The organism is Mesorhizobium sp. CO1-1-8 (genome assembly GCF_020164875.1).
Taxonomy (GTDB): Bacteria; Pseudomonadota; Alphaproteobacteria; order Rhizobiales; family Rhizobiaceae; genus Mesorhizobium.
Window position 1 is genome coordinate 235,617 of the sequence record NZ_JAIUGZ010000007.1, and the last position, 15,737, is coordinate 251,353.

At 61.4% G+C, this 15,737-nt stretch carries 16 protein-coding genes; 7 read left to right on the plus strand and 9 right to left on the minus strand.

Translation table 11 applies throughout. The features are described 5' to 3' along the window. Positions 1-333 precede the first annotated feature (333 nt). From LB558_RS16780 to LB558_RS16795, 4 genes are all read right to left on the minus strand, one after another. Positions 334-579 (minus strand): hypothetical protein, encoded by a 246-nt coding sequence (locus LB558_RS16780; protein ID WP_224698567.1) that lies wholly within the window; start codon positions 577-579, stop codon positions 334-336. A 205-nt stretch (positions 580-784) separates the two neighbouring features. After that, the gene (locus LB558_RS16785) at positions 785-1,084 is read right to left on the minus strand and encodes a DUF982 domain-containing protein (RefSeq protein WP_224698569.1); all 300 of its coding nucleotides are present in this window, start codon (positions 1,082-1,084) and stop codon (positions 785-787) included. 44 nt (positions 1,085-1,128) lie between these two features. Beyond that, a complete protein-coding gene (locus LB558_RS16790; RefSeq protein ID WP_224698570.1) occupies positions 1,129-1,482 on the minus strand; it encodes a hypothetical protein in 354 nt (117 codons plus the stop codon). Between the two features lie 171 nt (positions 1,483-1,653). Then, positions 1,654-2,142, minus strand: coding sequence for an Hsp20 family protein (locus LB558_RS16795; RefSeq protein ID WP_224698642.1), 489 nt, complete (start codon positions 2,140-2,142; stop codon positions 1,654-1,656). 231 nt (positions 2,143-2,373) lie between these two features. Between LB558_RS16795 and LB558_RS16800 the strand changes: the two genes are divergently transcribed. The 3 genes from LB558_RS16800 to LB558_RS16810 all read left to right on the plus strand — a co-directional run bounded on the left by LB558_RS16800 (position 2,374) and on the right by LB558_RS16810 (position 4,156). Continuing rightward, positions 2,374-2,805 carry a cupin domain-containing protein gene (locus tag LB558_RS16800; RefSeq protein ID WP_224698572.1) on the plus strand — a complete coding sequence of 144 codons (432 nt, stop codon included), beginning with the start codon at positions 2,374-2,376 and terminating at the stop codon, positions 2,803-2,805. A 98-nt stretch (positions 2,806-2,903) separates the two neighbouring features. Then, the gene (locus LB558_RS16805; protein ID WP_224698573.1) at positions 2,904-3,662 is read left to right on the plus strand and encodes a copper homeostasis protein CutC; all 759 of its coding nucleotides are present in this window, start codon (positions 2,904-2,906) and stop codon (positions 3,660-3,662) included. After that, positions 3,659-4,156 (plus strand): GNAT family N-acetyltransferase, encoded by a 498-nt coding sequence (locus LB558_RS16810; protein ID WP_224698574.1) that lies wholly within the window; start codon positions 3,659-3,661, stop codon positions 4,154-4,156. Before LB558_RS16805 ends, LB558_RS16810 begins: the two co-directional genes overlap by 4 nt. A 266-nt stretch (positions 4,157-4,422) precedes the next feature. On the opposite strand, the gene LB558_RS16815 is transcribed toward LB558_RS16810, so the two are convergent. After that, complete coding sequence (locus LB558_RS16815; protein WP_224698575.1) at positions 4,423-5,802, minus strand: OFA family MFS transporter; 1,380 nt, start codon at positions 5,800-5,802, stop codon at positions 4,423-4,425. Between the two features lie 478 nt (positions 5,803-6,280). Between LB558_RS16815 and LB558_RS16820 the strand changes: the two genes are divergently transcribed. Beyond that, on the plus strand, positions 6,281-7,495 hold the full coding sequence (locus LB558_RS16820) for an acyltransferase family protein (protein ID WP_224698576.1): 1,215 nt from the start codon (positions 6,281-6,283) through the stop codon (positions 7,493-7,495). A gap of 59 nt (positions 7,496-7,554) precedes the next feature. Here the strand turns inward: LB558_RS16820 and LB558_RS16825 are convergent, their stop codons facing one another. The 3 genes from LB558_RS16825 to LB558_RS16835 form a co-directional block, all read right to left on the minus strand. Beyond that, entirely contained in the window at positions 7,555-8,352 is a 798-nt protein-coding gene (locus LB558_RS16825) for an FAD binding domain-containing protein (RefSeq protein WP_224698577.1), read from the minus strand. A gap of 12 nt (positions 8,353-8,364) precedes the next feature. After that, positions 8,365-10,716, minus strand: coding sequence for a xanthine dehydrogenase family protein molybdopterin-binding subunit (locus tag LB558_RS16830; protein ID WP_224698578.1), 2,352 nt, complete (start codon positions 10,714-10,716; stop codon positions 8,365-8,367). A gap of 129 nt (positions 10,717-10,845) precedes the next feature. Then, entirely contained in the window at positions 10,846-11,343 is a 498-nt protein-coding gene (locus tag LB558_RS16835; protein ID WP_224698579.1) for a (2Fe-2S)-binding protein, read from the minus strand. A 263-nt stretch (positions 11,344-11,606) separates the two neighbouring features. On the opposite strand from LB558_RS16835, the gene LB558_RS16840 reads away from it, so the two are divergent. Together LB558_RS16840 and LB558_RS16845 are read left to right on the plus strand one after the other, a co-directional pair. Continuing rightward, positions 11,607-12,791, plus strand: coding sequence for an FIST signal transduction protein (locus LB558_RS16840; protein WP_224698580.1), 1,185 nt, complete (start codon positions 11,607-11,609; stop codon positions 12,789-12,791). Positions 12,792-12,806: 15 nt separating this feature from the next. Continuing rightward, the gene (locus tag LB558_RS16845; protein WP_224698582.1) at positions 12,807-14,147 is read left to right on the plus strand and encodes a hybrid sensor histidine kinase/response regulator; all 1,341 of its coding nucleotides are present in this window, start codon (positions 12,807-12,809) and stop codon (positions 14,145-14,147) included. A 32-nt stretch (positions 14,148-14,179) separates the two neighbouring features. On the opposite strand, the gene LB558_RS16850 is transcribed toward LB558_RS16845, so the two are convergent. After that, positions 14,180-14,863 (minus strand): response regulator, encoded by a 684-nt coding sequence (locus LB558_RS16850; protein ID WP_027039066.1) that lies wholly within the window; start codon positions 14,861-14,863, stop codon positions 14,180-14,182. Positions 14,864-15,038: 175 nt separating this feature from the next. On the opposite strand from LB558_RS16850, the gene LB558_RS16855 reads away from it, so the two are divergent. After that, the gene (locus LB558_RS16855; RefSeq protein ID WP_224698584.1) at positions 15,039-15,734 is read left to right on the plus strand and encodes a fumarylacetoacetate hydrolase family protein; all 696 of its coding nucleotides are present in this window, start codon (positions 15,039-15,041) and stop codon (positions 15,732-15,734) included. The last annotated feature ends 3 nt before the right edge of the window (positions 15,735-15,737 follow it).

Below are 15,737 nucleotides of genomic sequence, written 5' to 3' on the forward strand. Positions count from 1 at the left end.
CAATGTGCTTGAAAGCGCAATGATTCCTGTTACTTGCGGCGTCGGGCGAGTGCGTTTGGGTTGGGCAAGAATTGGTAATGATCTCATCGAATATAGAATGCCTGCGCTGTCACGGCAGCGGCAGGGTTTTCGACTGCTCCAAATGGCACGCCTCAAACGGGCACTGCTGCCCGCAGGGAACCCATCGGGGTGGCTGCCCCGGAGAGACGAGCGCCTGCACGGAATGCGACGGCATGGGGACGAGGGCGGAGCCTCCGCTGAGAGCCGTGGCGTAATCCGCGAGAGCGGCGCATGCCGCCGGTGGCGGCGCGGACGCGCCCGAACGAGAATATCTTACTCTGTTGGTGTTTCGGCGGGTGGCGGGGTCAAAACCGTGATGTCCATCCTGGCGATCTTGGATGCCGCGCGGCCTTGCGCACCAGCGTCCATATCGCCGCCTGCGGCAACCATGATTTTGGCCAGATGTCCCACGGCATCCGCGCTGCGGCCCGGTGAAAATCCTTCGCCGGTTTGCGGCTTCCCCACTGCCGTTTGTTTTTCCAGCATAGGCGAATGTTGAGTTGCAATCACGGAAACCATTAAACCTCCGATGGTGACGCTCGAACATTATATTAGCGTCGACTGTTGCGAGGCTGACCTTGCCAGCCGCCAAAACCCACACTCAGAGGGCTCGAACAAACGACCGAGCCCCGCCAAAGGTGAGCTGGTAGGGCAGCTCACCTTGTAGCGATGCGAAAACGGCAGCCATGCAGCCGGGCCACTCCGATAGCGCCCCTCATCAAGGCTAAGCGGTTACCCCACCGTGACCTGACTTTGTGCCGTCCATCCAAGGGAATTGAGCAAGCGGATCCTGCAAGATTTTAACGGATCTTGCGAAGCCGGCCACCGCATCGCGCGCCACCGTCATCGGAACTTGGCCGTGGTAAGCACGCTGGCAGGCTCGAAAGGCCGTTTCGAAAATCGGACCCCGCCTTTCCGTTGGCCACTCGTCGAAGAAGTCGAACGCGTCGTCGAGGCACCCTATTTCTTGAATGAACTCGCCGTTCTTGATCAGGACCGGTCGGTCGAACGTCTTGTCGCTCATGTAATCCTCCATTCGGCACGGTGGGTTGTTGCTGGTGCGGGTCATCATGCGGTTGCATGCTCCGGCTCGGCCAGCATGCCGCCACCTCCACGTCCGGGCGGCACCGTTGCGAAGGCCGGGATTGGCGGCGGATCATCGTCGTCATCTCGCCAGGGGTGCCGCATCCAACCGAGACGGCTCTTCCTGCGGCGACGGTCGAAAGACAGGCTGACGGTTCCCGACACCTTTGAAACACGCGTTTCCCGCCCGGATTCGTCCAGGAGGCGGAGGGCGCGAAGTATGTCGCTGACCTCCACGATGGCGCCGTTGTCCAATTGCCGCAACGCGGGATTGTCAGGAACCGCATGAATGTCGGAAGCCCAGAAAGCGAGCAAAGCCCGCTTTGCGCCGATCGTCATCGTCTCCTCGTTCAGAACATCTTCCGGCGTCCGCAACCCAGCGGGTTCCGCGGCAGAATTTTTCGGTTCGGGTTGGTGAAAACTGTGAGCTTCGGTTCTCATCTCCATTCTCCGCGATCTGTGCCTCCCGGCAGAACCGGGAGGCGGACCGTAGATTTAAGTTGCAGGGAATCAGGCGACCTCGCGTTGAGGCTCCGCATGCCAATCGATCGACTGCTTCTTGTCGGGTTGCTCGAGCGAAACCGCTTTGGCTTCGGACCCTATCTCTATGCGCCGAGGCTTGAGTTCCTCGGGCACTTCGCGGATCAGATCCACCGACAGCAAGCCATTCTCGAGGTTGGCCGCCTTGACCTTTACGTGGTCGGCAAGTTTGAACACCTGCTGGAAGTTGCCCGTCGCCAAGCCGCGATGAAGGACCTCCCGATTTTCCTGATCGGGTTTCCTTTGGCCGATGACAGACAATTCGGGGCCGTTCTGCATGAGTTCGACCTCATCGAGCGCGAAGCCAGCGATAGCCATCGTAATGCGATAGTCGTTCTCGCCAATCTTCTCGATATTGTAGGGAGGCCAGTCAGAGCGCACGCTTTTTTCGAGCATATCGAAGAGACGGTCGAAGCCGACCGTCGTGCGGTAAAGAGGGGTATAATCAGAGCTTCTCATAGCCATATCCTCCGTGAGCAACATGGGTTACGAGGCCGTCGCAGCGTCGCCGCGACGCCAGTATGTCGAGCCGAAGCCTCGACGGAAAACGATCTGGTAATGGTGTTTTTTTCCGTCAAGAGGGGCGTCTAAATTTTTTTGGCCGGCAGGCAGATCCAGCGAGCTTGCCAAGGCGCTGCCTTGCGCGCTGATGGTCACTGCGCGATGTTGACGCTAGGGGTGGAGAGAATCATGCGAAAAATTTTGATGTCCGGACTGCTGCTCGCGGTGGCCTTTTCCGCGAACCCGGCCCACGCGCTGGACAGCAGCGGCACGCCTGTCGTCGTGACCCCTCTTGCGTCGCGCACCACGACCGCGTCCGGCCAGCCGATCACGCTGCCGCAGAAGAACGTGCAGGTGCTGGTCTCGACCTACGACATCGCGCCGGGCGCGACCTTGCCGGTCCATAGGCACCCTTTCCCGCGCTATGCCTATGTCCAGGCCGGCACGCTAAAGGTCACCAATGTCGAGACCGGCAACAGCAACACCTACAAGGCTGGAGATTTCATCATCGAAATGATCGGCCAGTGGCATCAGGCCACCAATATCGGTGATATCGAGGTGAAGCTCCTGGTGATCGATCAGGTCGAGCAAGGCGCCAAGAATACGGAATTGCGTCAATAACCGCCAAGTCTGCGCCCGAAGGTGGAAGGCTGTTCGCGCTTTCGCAGCAACCGGCCCGGTGGTAGGGCTGGCCGGGAAACCATGGACTGGATCGCCCCTTGACCAAAGCTCTCCGCCTGCCGCTGATCGAAATCTGTGTCGAAGGCATTGACGGCCTTCTCGCGGCGCAAGCCGCCGGCGCCGACCGGGTCGAACTATGTGCCAGCCTTATCGAAGGCGGCATCACGCCGAGTCTCGGCACGGTCCGCGCCGCCATTGAGCAAGCAAGCGTGCCGTTTCACGTCATGGTGCGGCCGCGCGGCGGCGATTTTCTCTATAGTGAGACGGAATACGCCTCGATGCTGGCCGATGTCTCGGCACTGCGCGAACTCGGCGTGCCCGGCGTGGTGTTTGGCTGCCTGAACGCCGATGGCACCATGGACGAGGCGCGCATGAGCGAACTGACGCAGGCGGCTGGCCCCTTGAACGTCACCTGCCATCGCGCCTTCGACATGACGCGTGACCCGGCCGAGGCGCTCGGATCGCTGATCCGCAGCAAGGTCGGCCGCGTGCTGACCAGCGGCCAGCGTGACACTGCCATCGAAGGCTTGCCGCTGTTGGCGGATCTGGTGCGGCAGGCCGGCGACCGCATCGTCATCCTCGGCTGCGGCGGCCTGGATTTGCACAACATCGCCGAAGTGCGCAGCAAAACCGGCCTGTCCGAAATGCATTTTGCCGCCCTCAAGGATGTGCCGAGTGCCATGGACTACCGTAATCCCCATGTCGGCATGGGTGGCTCCGATCTCGATCGCGAGTACCGCAACACGCTCACCGACACACCGCTGGTGGCGGCAACGATCGCGGCAGCCAAAGCATGACCTCGACCCCTGCCCCGATAGCCTGTGTATCGGCCGCAGACGAGGCGGCGATCCTGGCGCTCAACAACGAGCATGCCGCAGAACTGTCGTGGCTGGAGGCTGAGCGGCTGTCCTTCCTGCTTGGCGAAGCGTTTTACACCAGGCGCATCGGCCATCTCGAAGCCTTCATCATGACCTTCGACCAGGACGCCCGCTACGACAGCCCGAATTTCCTGTGGTTCCGCGAGCGCTATGAGCGCTTCGTCTATGTCGACCGGGTCGTCGTGGCGGCACGTGCGCGCGGCCGAGGCCATGCCCGCCAGCTTTATAAGGACCTGTTCGACCATGTCGCGCGCGCCGGCCACACGCTGGTCACCTGCGAGGTCAACACCGACCCGCCAAACCCCGCCTCGGATGCCTTTCACGCAGCCCTTGGCTTCACTGAGGCCGGCGATGCCGTCATCCATGGCGGCAAAAAAGCAGTCCGCTATTACATCAGACGAATCTCCGTCTGACAGACCAGGCAGATCCGCGCCCGAAGACGGGGACTACTGGAACAGGGCTGTCGCACTCACCAGCGTCATCCAAAACCCCCAGACCAACGGGATGCCGACCAGCAGCCAGGCCAGCGTCAGTTTGATCGAATTGCGGTTGCCTTGCGCCATGGTCGGTCTCCTCAGAGCATGGTCCTGAAAAGCGGACCCCCGGTTTCCGGGAAAGATCATGCCCAAACAGTAAGTAAGATAGAGCCCATTCCGATTCTACCAGGATGGAACTGGCTCTAAGCCACCGCTGGTTCGGTCTTCATGTGGAAGCGCGCATTGACCGGCCGCATCATCAGGTTGAGCAGGAGGCCGACAACCAGCAGGCCGGCCATGATGTACATGGTGACGGTGTAGGCGTCGGCCTTCGCCACGCCGCTGTCGATCTGGTACTGCCTGATATAATTCACCAGCACCGGGCCAAGCACGCCCGCCACCGACCACGCGGTCAGCAATCGGCCGTGGATGGCGCCGACGTAACGCACGCCGAAGACGTCGCGCAGGTAGGCGGGAATGGTGGCGAAGCCGCCGCCATACATGCTGAGGATGATCCCGTAGAACAGCACGAACAGGAAGACGCTGCCGGTCTGGCCGGTCCAAGGCACCGCCGCATAGAGCACGACGCCCAGCGCGAAGAAGATGGCATAGGTTGTCTTGCGGCCGATATAATCGCTCGTCGAGGCCCAGAAGAAGCGGCCGAGCATGTTGAAGATCGACAACAGGCCGACGAAACCGGCGGCAGCGGCCGGCGAGATGCGTCCCGGGAACATCTCCTGGCTCATGGCCGAGGCTTGGCCGAGCACGCCGATGCCTGCCGTCACGTTGAGGCACAGTACACCCCACAGCAGCCAGAACTGCGGCGTCTTCAATGCATCGTCGAGATGGACATTGGACATCGTCACCATCGCATTCTGTGCCACCGGCGGCGTCCATCCGGCAGGCCGCCAGCCCTCCGGCGGGACCCTGACTATAACAGCCCCAATCAGCATGAAGACGAAATAGACGATACCCAGCACGAGGAAGGTTTCAGCGACGCCGATATGCTCAGGCGTCGAAAACAGCTTCATCAGATAAACTGACAGCGGCGAGGCGATGAAGGCACCGCCGCCGAAGCCCATGATCGCCATGCCGGTTGCCATGCCCGGCCGGTCCGGAAACCAGGTGATCAGCGTCTTGACCGGCGAGATATAGCCGAGGCCGAGACCGATGCCGCCCAGCACGCCATAGCCGAGATAGATGATCCACAACTGGTGCAGATAGACGCCGAGCGCCGAGACAACGAAGCCGCCACCGAAACAGCAGGCAGAAGCGACCATGGCTTTGCGCGGCCCGACACGATCCAGCCAGCCGCCGCCGAACGCCGCCGCAATGCCCAGGAACAGGATCGCGATCGAGAAAATCCAGCCGAGACCGGTCAGCTTCCAGTCGTCGGGCGCTGAGTCGGTGATGCCGATCAGCTTCGACATCGGCAAGTTGAAAACGCTGAACGCATAGGCCTGGCCGATGCAAAGGTGGATGCAGAGCGCCGCCGGCGGCACCATCCACCTGCTGAAGCCAGGCTGGGCGACGATGCGTGAGCGGTCGAGCCAGCCGCCCGCCCTTTCCCCGGTCGTATCCATTCCATCCTCCCAGATGCATCTTCGAACCATCTTCTCAGATGTGTCCTGCGAACAAACTAGGCGGGCAAGCCGGTGAGGCAATAAGGAATGCCTGTCATAAGACCAATGTCTAAATAAGACCTATCTATCGGCAACAGATCCCGCGCCGCGGCAAGATACATTAGTAATCATTAATTGATGATCTGCTCAATAGGCAGAGGCGCTTCACGGGCACTCATGATCGTCTGGCAGGGAAGATGGCATTCACCAGTCGCGGCTAAGCCATTCGCGCGCGGGTCGTCGATGAGATAGCAGCCGCAGAGCGCGCAGGCGAAGCCTCCCGCGATTGACGTCAGTTGGCCCGATCCTCTCTATTCTTTCAGAATGCATCCGAATCTCATGGATCGGCGCAATATGTCGCGGATAAAGAATTCGTTTATTGTGCAGCGCAACAAAACCGCCTACGCTTCGGGGTGTTGATGTAGGAGGCTGTGCCCATATGCGGACCATCGGCGAAGCGCTCGACCGGAACAAGGGCATCGGGCCGGGCTTCGATTTCTTACGTATCGCGCTGGCTATGTCAGTGCTGTTCGCCCATTCCTTTCTGATTGCCGAAGGTGAGAAATTTCAATACAGCACCCCACCCTTGGCGCTGATGCATGCAAGCATCATTCCCATGTTCTTCACCCTGAGTGGATTTCTTATAACAGGAAGCGCGTTGCGGCTCAGTCTAAAAAACTTCATCCTGAATAGAGGTATGAGGATCGTCCCTGCATTGGCTATGGATATATTCTTTGCTGCTATAATTATAGGGCCAATTTTCACAACGTATAGTCTGAGTGAATATTTTTCAAACTACGCTTTTTTGTCTTACTTTGCGAATATCGTTGGGCTGATCCATTATACCCTGCCTGGTGTTTTCGAAAACAACCCATTTCCCAACACGGTAAACGGCTCGCTATGGACGGTTCCATTCGAAATTGGATGTTATGCGCTCATGGCGCTCGTCATCCTCACAAGCCTGCTGAGGCGCCCGCGAATTCTCTTGTGCGCTGCACTCTGTTTCGCCGTGCTGGTCTTCCTATCTCTCGCCTATGAGTGGGTTCCATTTGGTGGTGAAGGTCGTGTCTTCACGGCCGCGAACCATTTCCTCAGAAGCGATGGCAGAGCCCTGTACGTCTACTTTCTAGCGGGCATTTTGTTGTATCTGTTTCGTAACAAAATACCCTTCCATCCCGCGATTTTCGGCGCTGCGGTCCTGTTGTTTTTCCTGGCGGCGTTTGACGTGTTTAGCGCGCTCCCGCAAATGTCGGTGAAGCTTCTGCTGATTCCCATTGTCGCCTACGTGACAGTTTACATTGGGCTATCGCCGATCCCGCGCATTCCGATCTATGATCGAGGCGACTACTCCTACGGCATCTACCTCTACGGCTACCCATTTCAGCAAGCTTTGGTGACCCTTTTCCCAAAGCTGACATCGCCATGGCTGCATTTCGGCATCTCCCTGGCGCTGGTGACAGGAGTGGCGATGCTCTCATGGCACTTCATTGAGAAGCCCACCCTTGGATTGCGCAAAAAATACAGTTTCACTGCGCGCAAAGGTGACCTCAACGAGAAACTACCCGCAGTTGCGGAACCCTCCACATCGCGCGACAGGGAAAACAGTTCTGCGAGTGCCTCGCCTGCCTTCCCGACCACCGGACGTTTCGGATAGGAATCACTGCGCAGGAAGGAGCCGAGACTGCACCTTCCTTGTCCGCCACCGACCCCGCGTCAGGCGTTGGCGGCAGCCACCGCGCGCTTGGCCATCACCGCGATCAGATTGGCGCGATAGTCGGCCGAGGCGTGGATGTCGGTCATCAGATTCTTGGCCGGCACTTTCACGCCGTCGAGTGCCGAGGCCGCGAAATTCCCGGCCAATGCTGCTTCGATCTCCTTCCAACGAAAAACACCGTCGTCGCCGGCACCGGTGACGGCGACGCTGACGCCATCCTTGCCCTTGGCCACGAACACACCGACGATGGCGTAGCGCGATGCCGGATTGCGGAATTTCTCATAGGCCGCCTTGGCCGGCACGGTGAAGGTGACGGCGGTGACGATTTCGCCATCCTTCAACGACGTTTCGAACAGGCCTTTGAAGAACTTGTCGGCTGATATCTCGCGCTTGTTGGTGACGATGGTGGCGCCCAACGCCAGCAGCGCCGCCGGATAATCGGCCGCCGGGTCGTTGTTGGCGATCGAACCGCCGATCGTCCCCTTGTGGCGCACCGCCGGATCACCGATCAGCGATGCCAGATGGGAAAGCGCCGGACAGGCCTTCTTCAGCTTCTCGTCATTGGCAACAGCGTGATGCGTGGTGGCGGCGCCGATGGTGACGGTCTTGCCCGACACCGTGACGCCCTGCAACTCCGTGATCCGCGACAGGTCGACTAGATCGGACGGCGCGGCAAGCCGCGTCTTCATCGCCGGGATCAACGTCATACCGCCCGAAAGCAGCTTGGCGTCGCCGGTCTTGATCAGCTTGGCGGCATCGGCGACCGAGGCGGCGCGGTGATAGTTGACTGAATACATGCTCGTTCCTCCTCAGTGTTTCGTCGTCGCGCGGATTGCTGCCCACACGGTGGACGGCGAAGCCGGCATGGCAAGATCGTTGCTGCCGATGGCGTCGGTGATGGCGTTGATCACCGCCGGTGGCGAGCCGATGGCGCCGGCCTCGCCGCAGCCCTTGATCCCCAACGGATTGCCCGGGCATGGCGTATTCGAGGTCGAAACCTTGAACGACGGCAGATCACCGGCGCGCGGCATGGTGTAGTCCATGTAGCTCGCGGTCAAAAGCTGGCCACTATTGTCATAATAGGCGCCTTCGAGCAGCGCCTGGCCGATTCCTTGCGCCAGCCCGCCATGCACCTGGCCCTCGACGATCATCGGGTTGATGATGTTGCCGAAATCGTCGGCGGCGACGAACTGGACGATCTCGGTGACGCCGGTTTCCGGGTCGACCTCGACCTCGCAGATATAGCAGCCCGCCGGGAAAGTGAAATTCGACGGATCGTAGAAGGCCGTCTCCTTCAGCCCGGGCTCCATGCCGCCCGGCAGGTTGTGGGCGGTGTAGGCGGCCAGCGCCATCTGGAACCACGGCACGTTCTTGTCGGTACCGGCGACCTTCAGCGCGCCATTCTCGATGATGATATCGCCTTCGTCGGCCTCGAGCAGATGTGCCGCGATCTTCTTGGCCTTGGCCTCGACCTTGTCGAGCGCCTTGACGATGGCCGACATGCCGACCGCACCCGAGCGCGAGCCATAGGTGCCCATACCCATCTGCACCTTGTCGGTATCGCCATGCACGATCGAGACCGAATCGAGCGGCACGCCGAAGCGCTCATTGACCAGTTGCGCGAAGGTCGTCTCATGGCCCTGGCCGTGGCTGTGCGAGCCGGTCAGCACCTCGATCGTGCCGACCGCGTTGACGCGCACTTCCGCCGATTCCCAAAGGCCGACACCGGCGCCGAGCGAGCCGACGGCCGCAGACGGCGCGATGCCGCAGGCCTCGATGTAGCAGCTCATGCCGATGCCGCGCAGCAGCCCCTTGTTGGCGGCGGCGGCCTTGCGCCCGGCAAAGCCGGCATAATCCGACGCCTTCATTGCCGCATCGAGCGAAGCCGCATAGTCGCCGGCGTCATAGCACATGATGACCGGCGTCTGGTGTGGGAACGAGGTGACGAAGTTCTTGCGCCGCAGCTCGGCCGGCGAGACGCCGAACTGGCGGGCCGCGGTCTCCATCATGCGCTCCATGACGAAGGTCGCTTCCGGCCGCCCTGCCCCGCGATAGGCATCGACGGGCGCGGTGTTGGTGTAGATCGCCTTCACATTGGCGTGGATGGCCGGGATGTTGTACTGGCCCGACAGCAGCGTCGCATAGAGATAGGTCGGCGTCGCCGATGAGAACAGCGACATGTAGGCGCCAAGGTTGGCTTGGGTTTCCACCTTCAGGCCGAGGATCCTGTGGTCCTTGTCGAAGGCCATTTCAGCATGGGTGTGATGGTCGCGGCCATGCGCGTCGGTCAGAAAACTCTCGGTCCGGTCGGCCACCCATTTGACCGGCACGCCGGTCTTCTTCGACGCCCACAGGCAGACGATCTCTTCGGGATAGATGTAGATCTTCGAGCCGAAACCGCCGCCGACATCGGGCGCTATCACGCGCAGCTTGTTTTCCGGCGCGACATTGTAGAAAGCGCTCATCACCAGCCGCGCCACATGCGGGTTCTGCGAGGTCGTCCAGCAGGTGTAGTGGTCCTCGGCCTTGTCGTAATGGCCAAGTGCGGCGCGCGGCTCCATGGCGTTGGGCACCAGCCGGTTGTTGATGATGTCCATCTTGACGACATGGGCTGCCTTCCCGAAGGCCGCCGCGGTGTCGTCGGCATTGCCGATGTCCCAGTCGAAGATCAGATTGTTGTCCGCTTCGGGGTGGATCTGCGGCGCACCCTTGTCCATCGCCTTGGAGGCGTCGACGACGGCCTTCAGCTCCTTGTAGGTGATCTCGACCGCCTCGGCGGCATCACGCGCCTGCCCTTTGGTCTCGGCGACGACGATCACCACGGCGTCGCCGACATAACGGACCCGGTCGAAGGCGAGTGGCGACCATGCCCCCATCTTCATCGGCGAGCCGTCCTTGGAGTGGATCATCCAGCCGCAGATGAGATTGCCGATGCCGTCGGCCTTGAGTTCCTTGCCGGTCAGCACGCCGATGACGCCGGGCATGCCTTGAGCCTTCTTCACATCGATCTTCTTGATCTGCGCATGCGCGTGCGGACTGCGCACGAAGGCTGCGTGCTTCATGCCGGGAACCACCATGTCGTCGACATAGCGGCCGGCGCCGGTGATGAACCGTTTGTCTTCCTTGCGCGCGACCCGAGCGCCAACACCTTCAATGCCCATCAGAAATTCCTCCCGAAATGCTGAAATAGCGAATAGCGAGTAGCGAGTAGCGAGTAGTGAAGATCGAGAGACGTGTTCGGTCAGTGGAATACTGACAATTCGCGCCCGCTATTCGCTACTCACTTCATCTCACGCAGCCTGTTTCGCCTTACCCTTCGACCCCTTCATCGTTTCCGATGCGGCGAGGATCGCCTTGACGATGTTGTGATAGCCGGTGCAGCGGCAGATGTTGCCGTCGAGCTCGGCACGCACCGTCGCCTCGTCGAGCCCTTCGGGGTGGCGGCTGATCATGTCGGTCGCCGTCATGATCATGCCGGGCGTACAAAAGCCGCACTGCAGCCCGTGATGTTCCTTGAAGGCGGCCTGCACCGGATGCAGGTCGGCGCCATTGGCCAGGCCCTCGATCGTCAACACGGTCGAGCCGGAGGCCTGCACCGCGAGCATCGTACAGGATTTGACCGCCTTGCCGTCGACGTGGACGACGCAGGCCCCGCATTGCGAGGTGTCGCAACCGACATGCGTGCCGGTAAGGCCGAGATTTTCCCGCAGGAAGTGAACCAGAAGTGTTCGGTCCTCGGCAGCACCGCTGACCCGCTTTCCGTTCACCATCAACGAAACGTCCGACATGGTCCCTCCCTGGGTATCAACCTTGGTCATCACGTTGCCAACGCGACGTTGGCGCATCGGCCATGCGTTATTGGTACACCGCACATCGGACAAAAAACAGCACGTCGCAAACGCGGCACATTGTACTTTCGGTCATGGCCGCGCCCAAACGTGCGGTGCCGGTGGCCCCATTGCCAAACCGCCGATTGAAGGCAACAATGTGGGTCGACGCCAGCGCACCAAAAGCATGTAAAACAGCCGCGCACAAAAAAGCGTCGGAGGAAATGCGGAGAACATCGCTGGCAAATTCACGGACGCGCTATGCATGCGGCCTGTCGGCGCTCACCACGGACGAGCCCGACATGGAGGCGTTCGCCAAGGCGATCGCACTGGAAGCGGCCGCCATCGACGCTGGCTTTGCCCTGCTGTTCTTTTCCCAGAGCCTGGTCGAAGCCAGCGCCCTTTCCCAAGCGCTCATGACCCACGCGCCGACGCTCCACCACGCCGGCTGCTCGACTGCCGGCGAGATCACGCCGCAAGGTCTCGAGGATGGTCATGTGCTGGCCATGCTGCTTCCGTCCACCGCGTTCACCGCCGTTAGCGTGATGGTCGAAAATCTGTCCTCGTCGGGTATGGACAGGATCACCGGCGAGGTCGAGGCCCTGCGGCGATCGCTGCGCGCGCGCCTCGGTTGCAATCGTACCAAAGGCACTTTCGCGCTCTGCTTCATCGACGGGCTCTCCTATGCCGAGGAAGCGGTGAGTTCAGCCATCCACTGGGGCCTCGACGACATACCGCTGCTTGGCGGCTCCGCCGGCGACGATCTGAAATTCGAGACGACGCGCCTGATCTCGAACGGCAAGGTCACCTCCGACAGCGCCATCATCGTGCTGATATCGACCGAAATTCCCTTCCATGTCTTCAAGACCGACAATTTCGTTCCCACCGATGAAAAACTGGTGGTGACGGCTTCCGATCCCGATCACCGCATCGTGCGCGAGTTCAACGCCACCAATGCGGCGCAGGAATATGCCGCGTCCGTCGGCATCGTCGCGCAGATGCTGACGCCACTGAGCTTCGCCTCGCATCCCGTGGTGGTGAAGGTGGGCGGCCAATATTATTGCCGGTCGATCCAGAAGATGCATGCCGACGGCTCGCTGTCGTTCTTCTGCGCCATCGACGATGGCGTCGTGCTGTCGATCGCCCAACCAAAGGACATGGTCGAATCGACGCGCGCCGCCCTGCGCGACGTCGAGGAGAGGCTTGGCGGCATCGACATGATCCTCGGCTTCGACTGCGTGCTGCGCCGGCTGGACGCGCGCAATCGGCAGGTGTTTCGCGACATCTCGGAACTCTACCGGGTCAACAATGTCATCGGCTTCGGCACCTATGGCGAACAGTACCGGTCGATGCATCTGAACCAGACTTTTACCGGCATCGCCTTCGGCGAGCGCCAGGCGGCGGAATAGGACGGCGGAACAAAGATGCCGCTGAGGGACATAAACGATCTTGAAAAGCTGAAGAAGATCAACGCGGCACTGGTCAGCCGCGTCGAGCGCTCTATGGACCAGCAAGGCAACGCCTTTTCGCTGTTCCAGACCGCGATTTCGCTGGAAAACCGGGTGCGCACCCGCACCGAGGAACTGCACTCGACCTTGCGCCGGCTGGAGCAGTCGAACATCGACCTCAGCGCTGCCAAGGAAAACGCCGAACTGGCGAACCTGTCAAAAACCCGTTTCCTCGCCGCGGCCAGCCACGACGTGCTGCAGCCGCTGAACGCGGCCCATCTCTCGATTTCGGCACTCGCCGAAGTTCAGACCAGCGACGAGGGCAAGAAACTGGTGCGGCAGGTCGAGCGCTCGCTGGAGACGATGGAGGACCTGCTGCGAACCCTGCTCGACATCTCCAAGCTCGATGCCGGCGTGGTGCAGCCCGACATAGGCGACGTCAGCCTGGAGGCGCTGTTCTCGTCGCTCCGCTCGGATTTCCTGCCGGTGGCGGAGATGAAAGGCCTGTCGCTGAAATTCCGGCCGGTCAATGCGGTGGTCCGCTCCGACCGCACACTGCTGCGCCGCATCCTGCAGAACATTCTCTCCAACGCGCTGGGCTATACCCGCTCGGGCGGCGTGCTTGTCGGCACCAGACATCGCGGCGACACCATCCGCATCGACGTCGCCGATACGGGCTGCGGCATTCCCGACGACCAGCGCGAGGCGGTGTTCGAGGAGTTCCACCGCGGCACCTCGCCGGCCAATGCCGAACTGGACGGTGGCGGTCTCGGGCTCGGGCTTGCCATCGTGCGCCGCATGGCCAGCGCGCTCGGCCATCCCGTGACATTCTCGTCGAAGGTCGGACGCGGCACGATCTTCCACATCGATGTACCCGTCGGCATCGGTGCGCCAGCCGATGCCATCGCCAGCCTTGCCGACATGGAACGGCCGCGCGGCTATGGCCTGTTCGGCACCAAGGTGCTGCTGGTCGAGAACGATATCGAAGTGCTGCAGGCCATGACCTTCCTGCTCGAACGCTGGCAATGCCTGGTGCGGGCCGCGACCTCGACCAACGATGCGCTCGACATGCTCGGCGACACCGACTGGGTGCCCGACATCGTCATTGCCGACCAGCATCTCGACGGCGGCGATCTCGGCACCACGACCATCGCCGAAGTCCGCGACTATCTCGGCCGCGCCGTGCCGGCGCTGATCGTCACCGCCGACAGTTCCGAAGCCGTCGCCAAGGCCGCCCGCGCCGGCGGCATCGAACTGATGCGCAAGCCGCTGAAGCCGGCGCAGCTAAGGGCGCTGCTGGCGCATCTGCTGGCTTAGCTTGATACCCTCCCCCTGAGGGAAGGTTAAGCTCAAAACCCCGCCTGATCGCGAAACAACTCCGCATTGTCGAGCTTCGAAACCTCGATCACCGCCTGGGTGCGGCTGTAGACGTTGAGCTTGCGCAGGATTTCCGAGACATGCGCCTTCACGGTCGTCTCTCCCACCTGCAGCTCGTAGGCGATCTGCTTGTTCAGCAGGCCCTGGCGCAGCATCTGCAGCACGCGCAGTTGCTGGGGCGTCAGTGTCGACAGGCGCTGCACCATGTCGGCGCGGTCGACGCTTTCGGCGTCGGGCGTGCGGCCCTCATAGGTTTCAGGCACATAGATCGCGCCTTCCATCACCGAGCGTATGGCGGCGGCTAGGTCGCTCTTGCGCGCCGATTTCGGGATGAAGCCGGCAGCGCCATAGGACAGCGCCTCGGAAATGATCTTCGGCTCCTCGTAGCCAGAGACGATCACCACCGGCAGGCGCGGATAGCGGGTCCGGAGTTGCAGCAGCCCGTCAAAACCGTGCACGTCGGGCATCGAGAGGTCGAGAAGCGCGAGGTCGAACGGCTTGGCATCGGCCAGAAGATCGAGCGCCTCGGTGATCGAGCGCGCCTCCACCGTGTCGACTTCCGGATAGGCCATCTGCACGGCGCTGTGCAGCGCCTCGCGAAACAGCGGATGGTCGTCGATGATCAGGAACCGGGCGCGATCGTGGGTTGCGGTCATGGGGTTCATTTCAGTTCGTGAGCGATTAGAATAACCTCGTCACCATGGTCAGATTATTGCCAAATAGTATATCGCCATCTCCGGCGGAAAGTGCCGCCGGCACTTTCTCGACCAAATCGCCTTGTCCAGGCCCCCAAATCGGTCGAATGTTCCGGCAACCAAGCAGAGACCCTTGATGACAGAATTCGTCCTTCCCCTGCCCGCAACCGCATCGGTGGCCATTGCGGGCTCGCTTGAGCGTTTCGCGGTGCGCCGTATCTACTGCGTCGGCCGCAACTACGCGGCGCATGCCCGCGAATTCGGCAATGACGAGCGTGATCCGCCCTTCTTCTTCACCAAGCCGGCCGACGCGGTGGTCGATTCCGGCACCGCTATCCCCTACCCGCCGCTGACGGCCAATCTGCACCACGAGATCGAACTGGTGGCTGCGATCGGCAAAGCCGGCTTCCGCATTCCCCGCGACAAGGGGCTGGACCATGTCTGGGGCTATGGTGTCGGCATCGACCTCACCCGCCGCGATCTGCAGGACGAAGCCAAGAAGGCCGCCCGACCCTGGGACTGGTCGAAGGCCTTCGACCGCTCCGCCCCTTGCGGCCCGCTGGTGCAAGCCCAGGATTCCGGCCACCCACAGAAGGGCCGCATCTGGCTCGCCGTCAACGGCAAGGTCAGGCAGGATGCCGATCTCGCCGAGCTGATCTGGCCGATATCGGATATCGTGTCGATCTGCAGCGAAGCGATGGAGCTCGAGCCGGGCGACCTGATCTTCACCGGTACGCCGGCAGGCGTCGGCGCGGTTGGCCCCGGCGACACGATGACCGGCGGCGTCGACGGCATCGGGACCATCGAAGTGACCATCGGCCAACCGAAGTGAGGC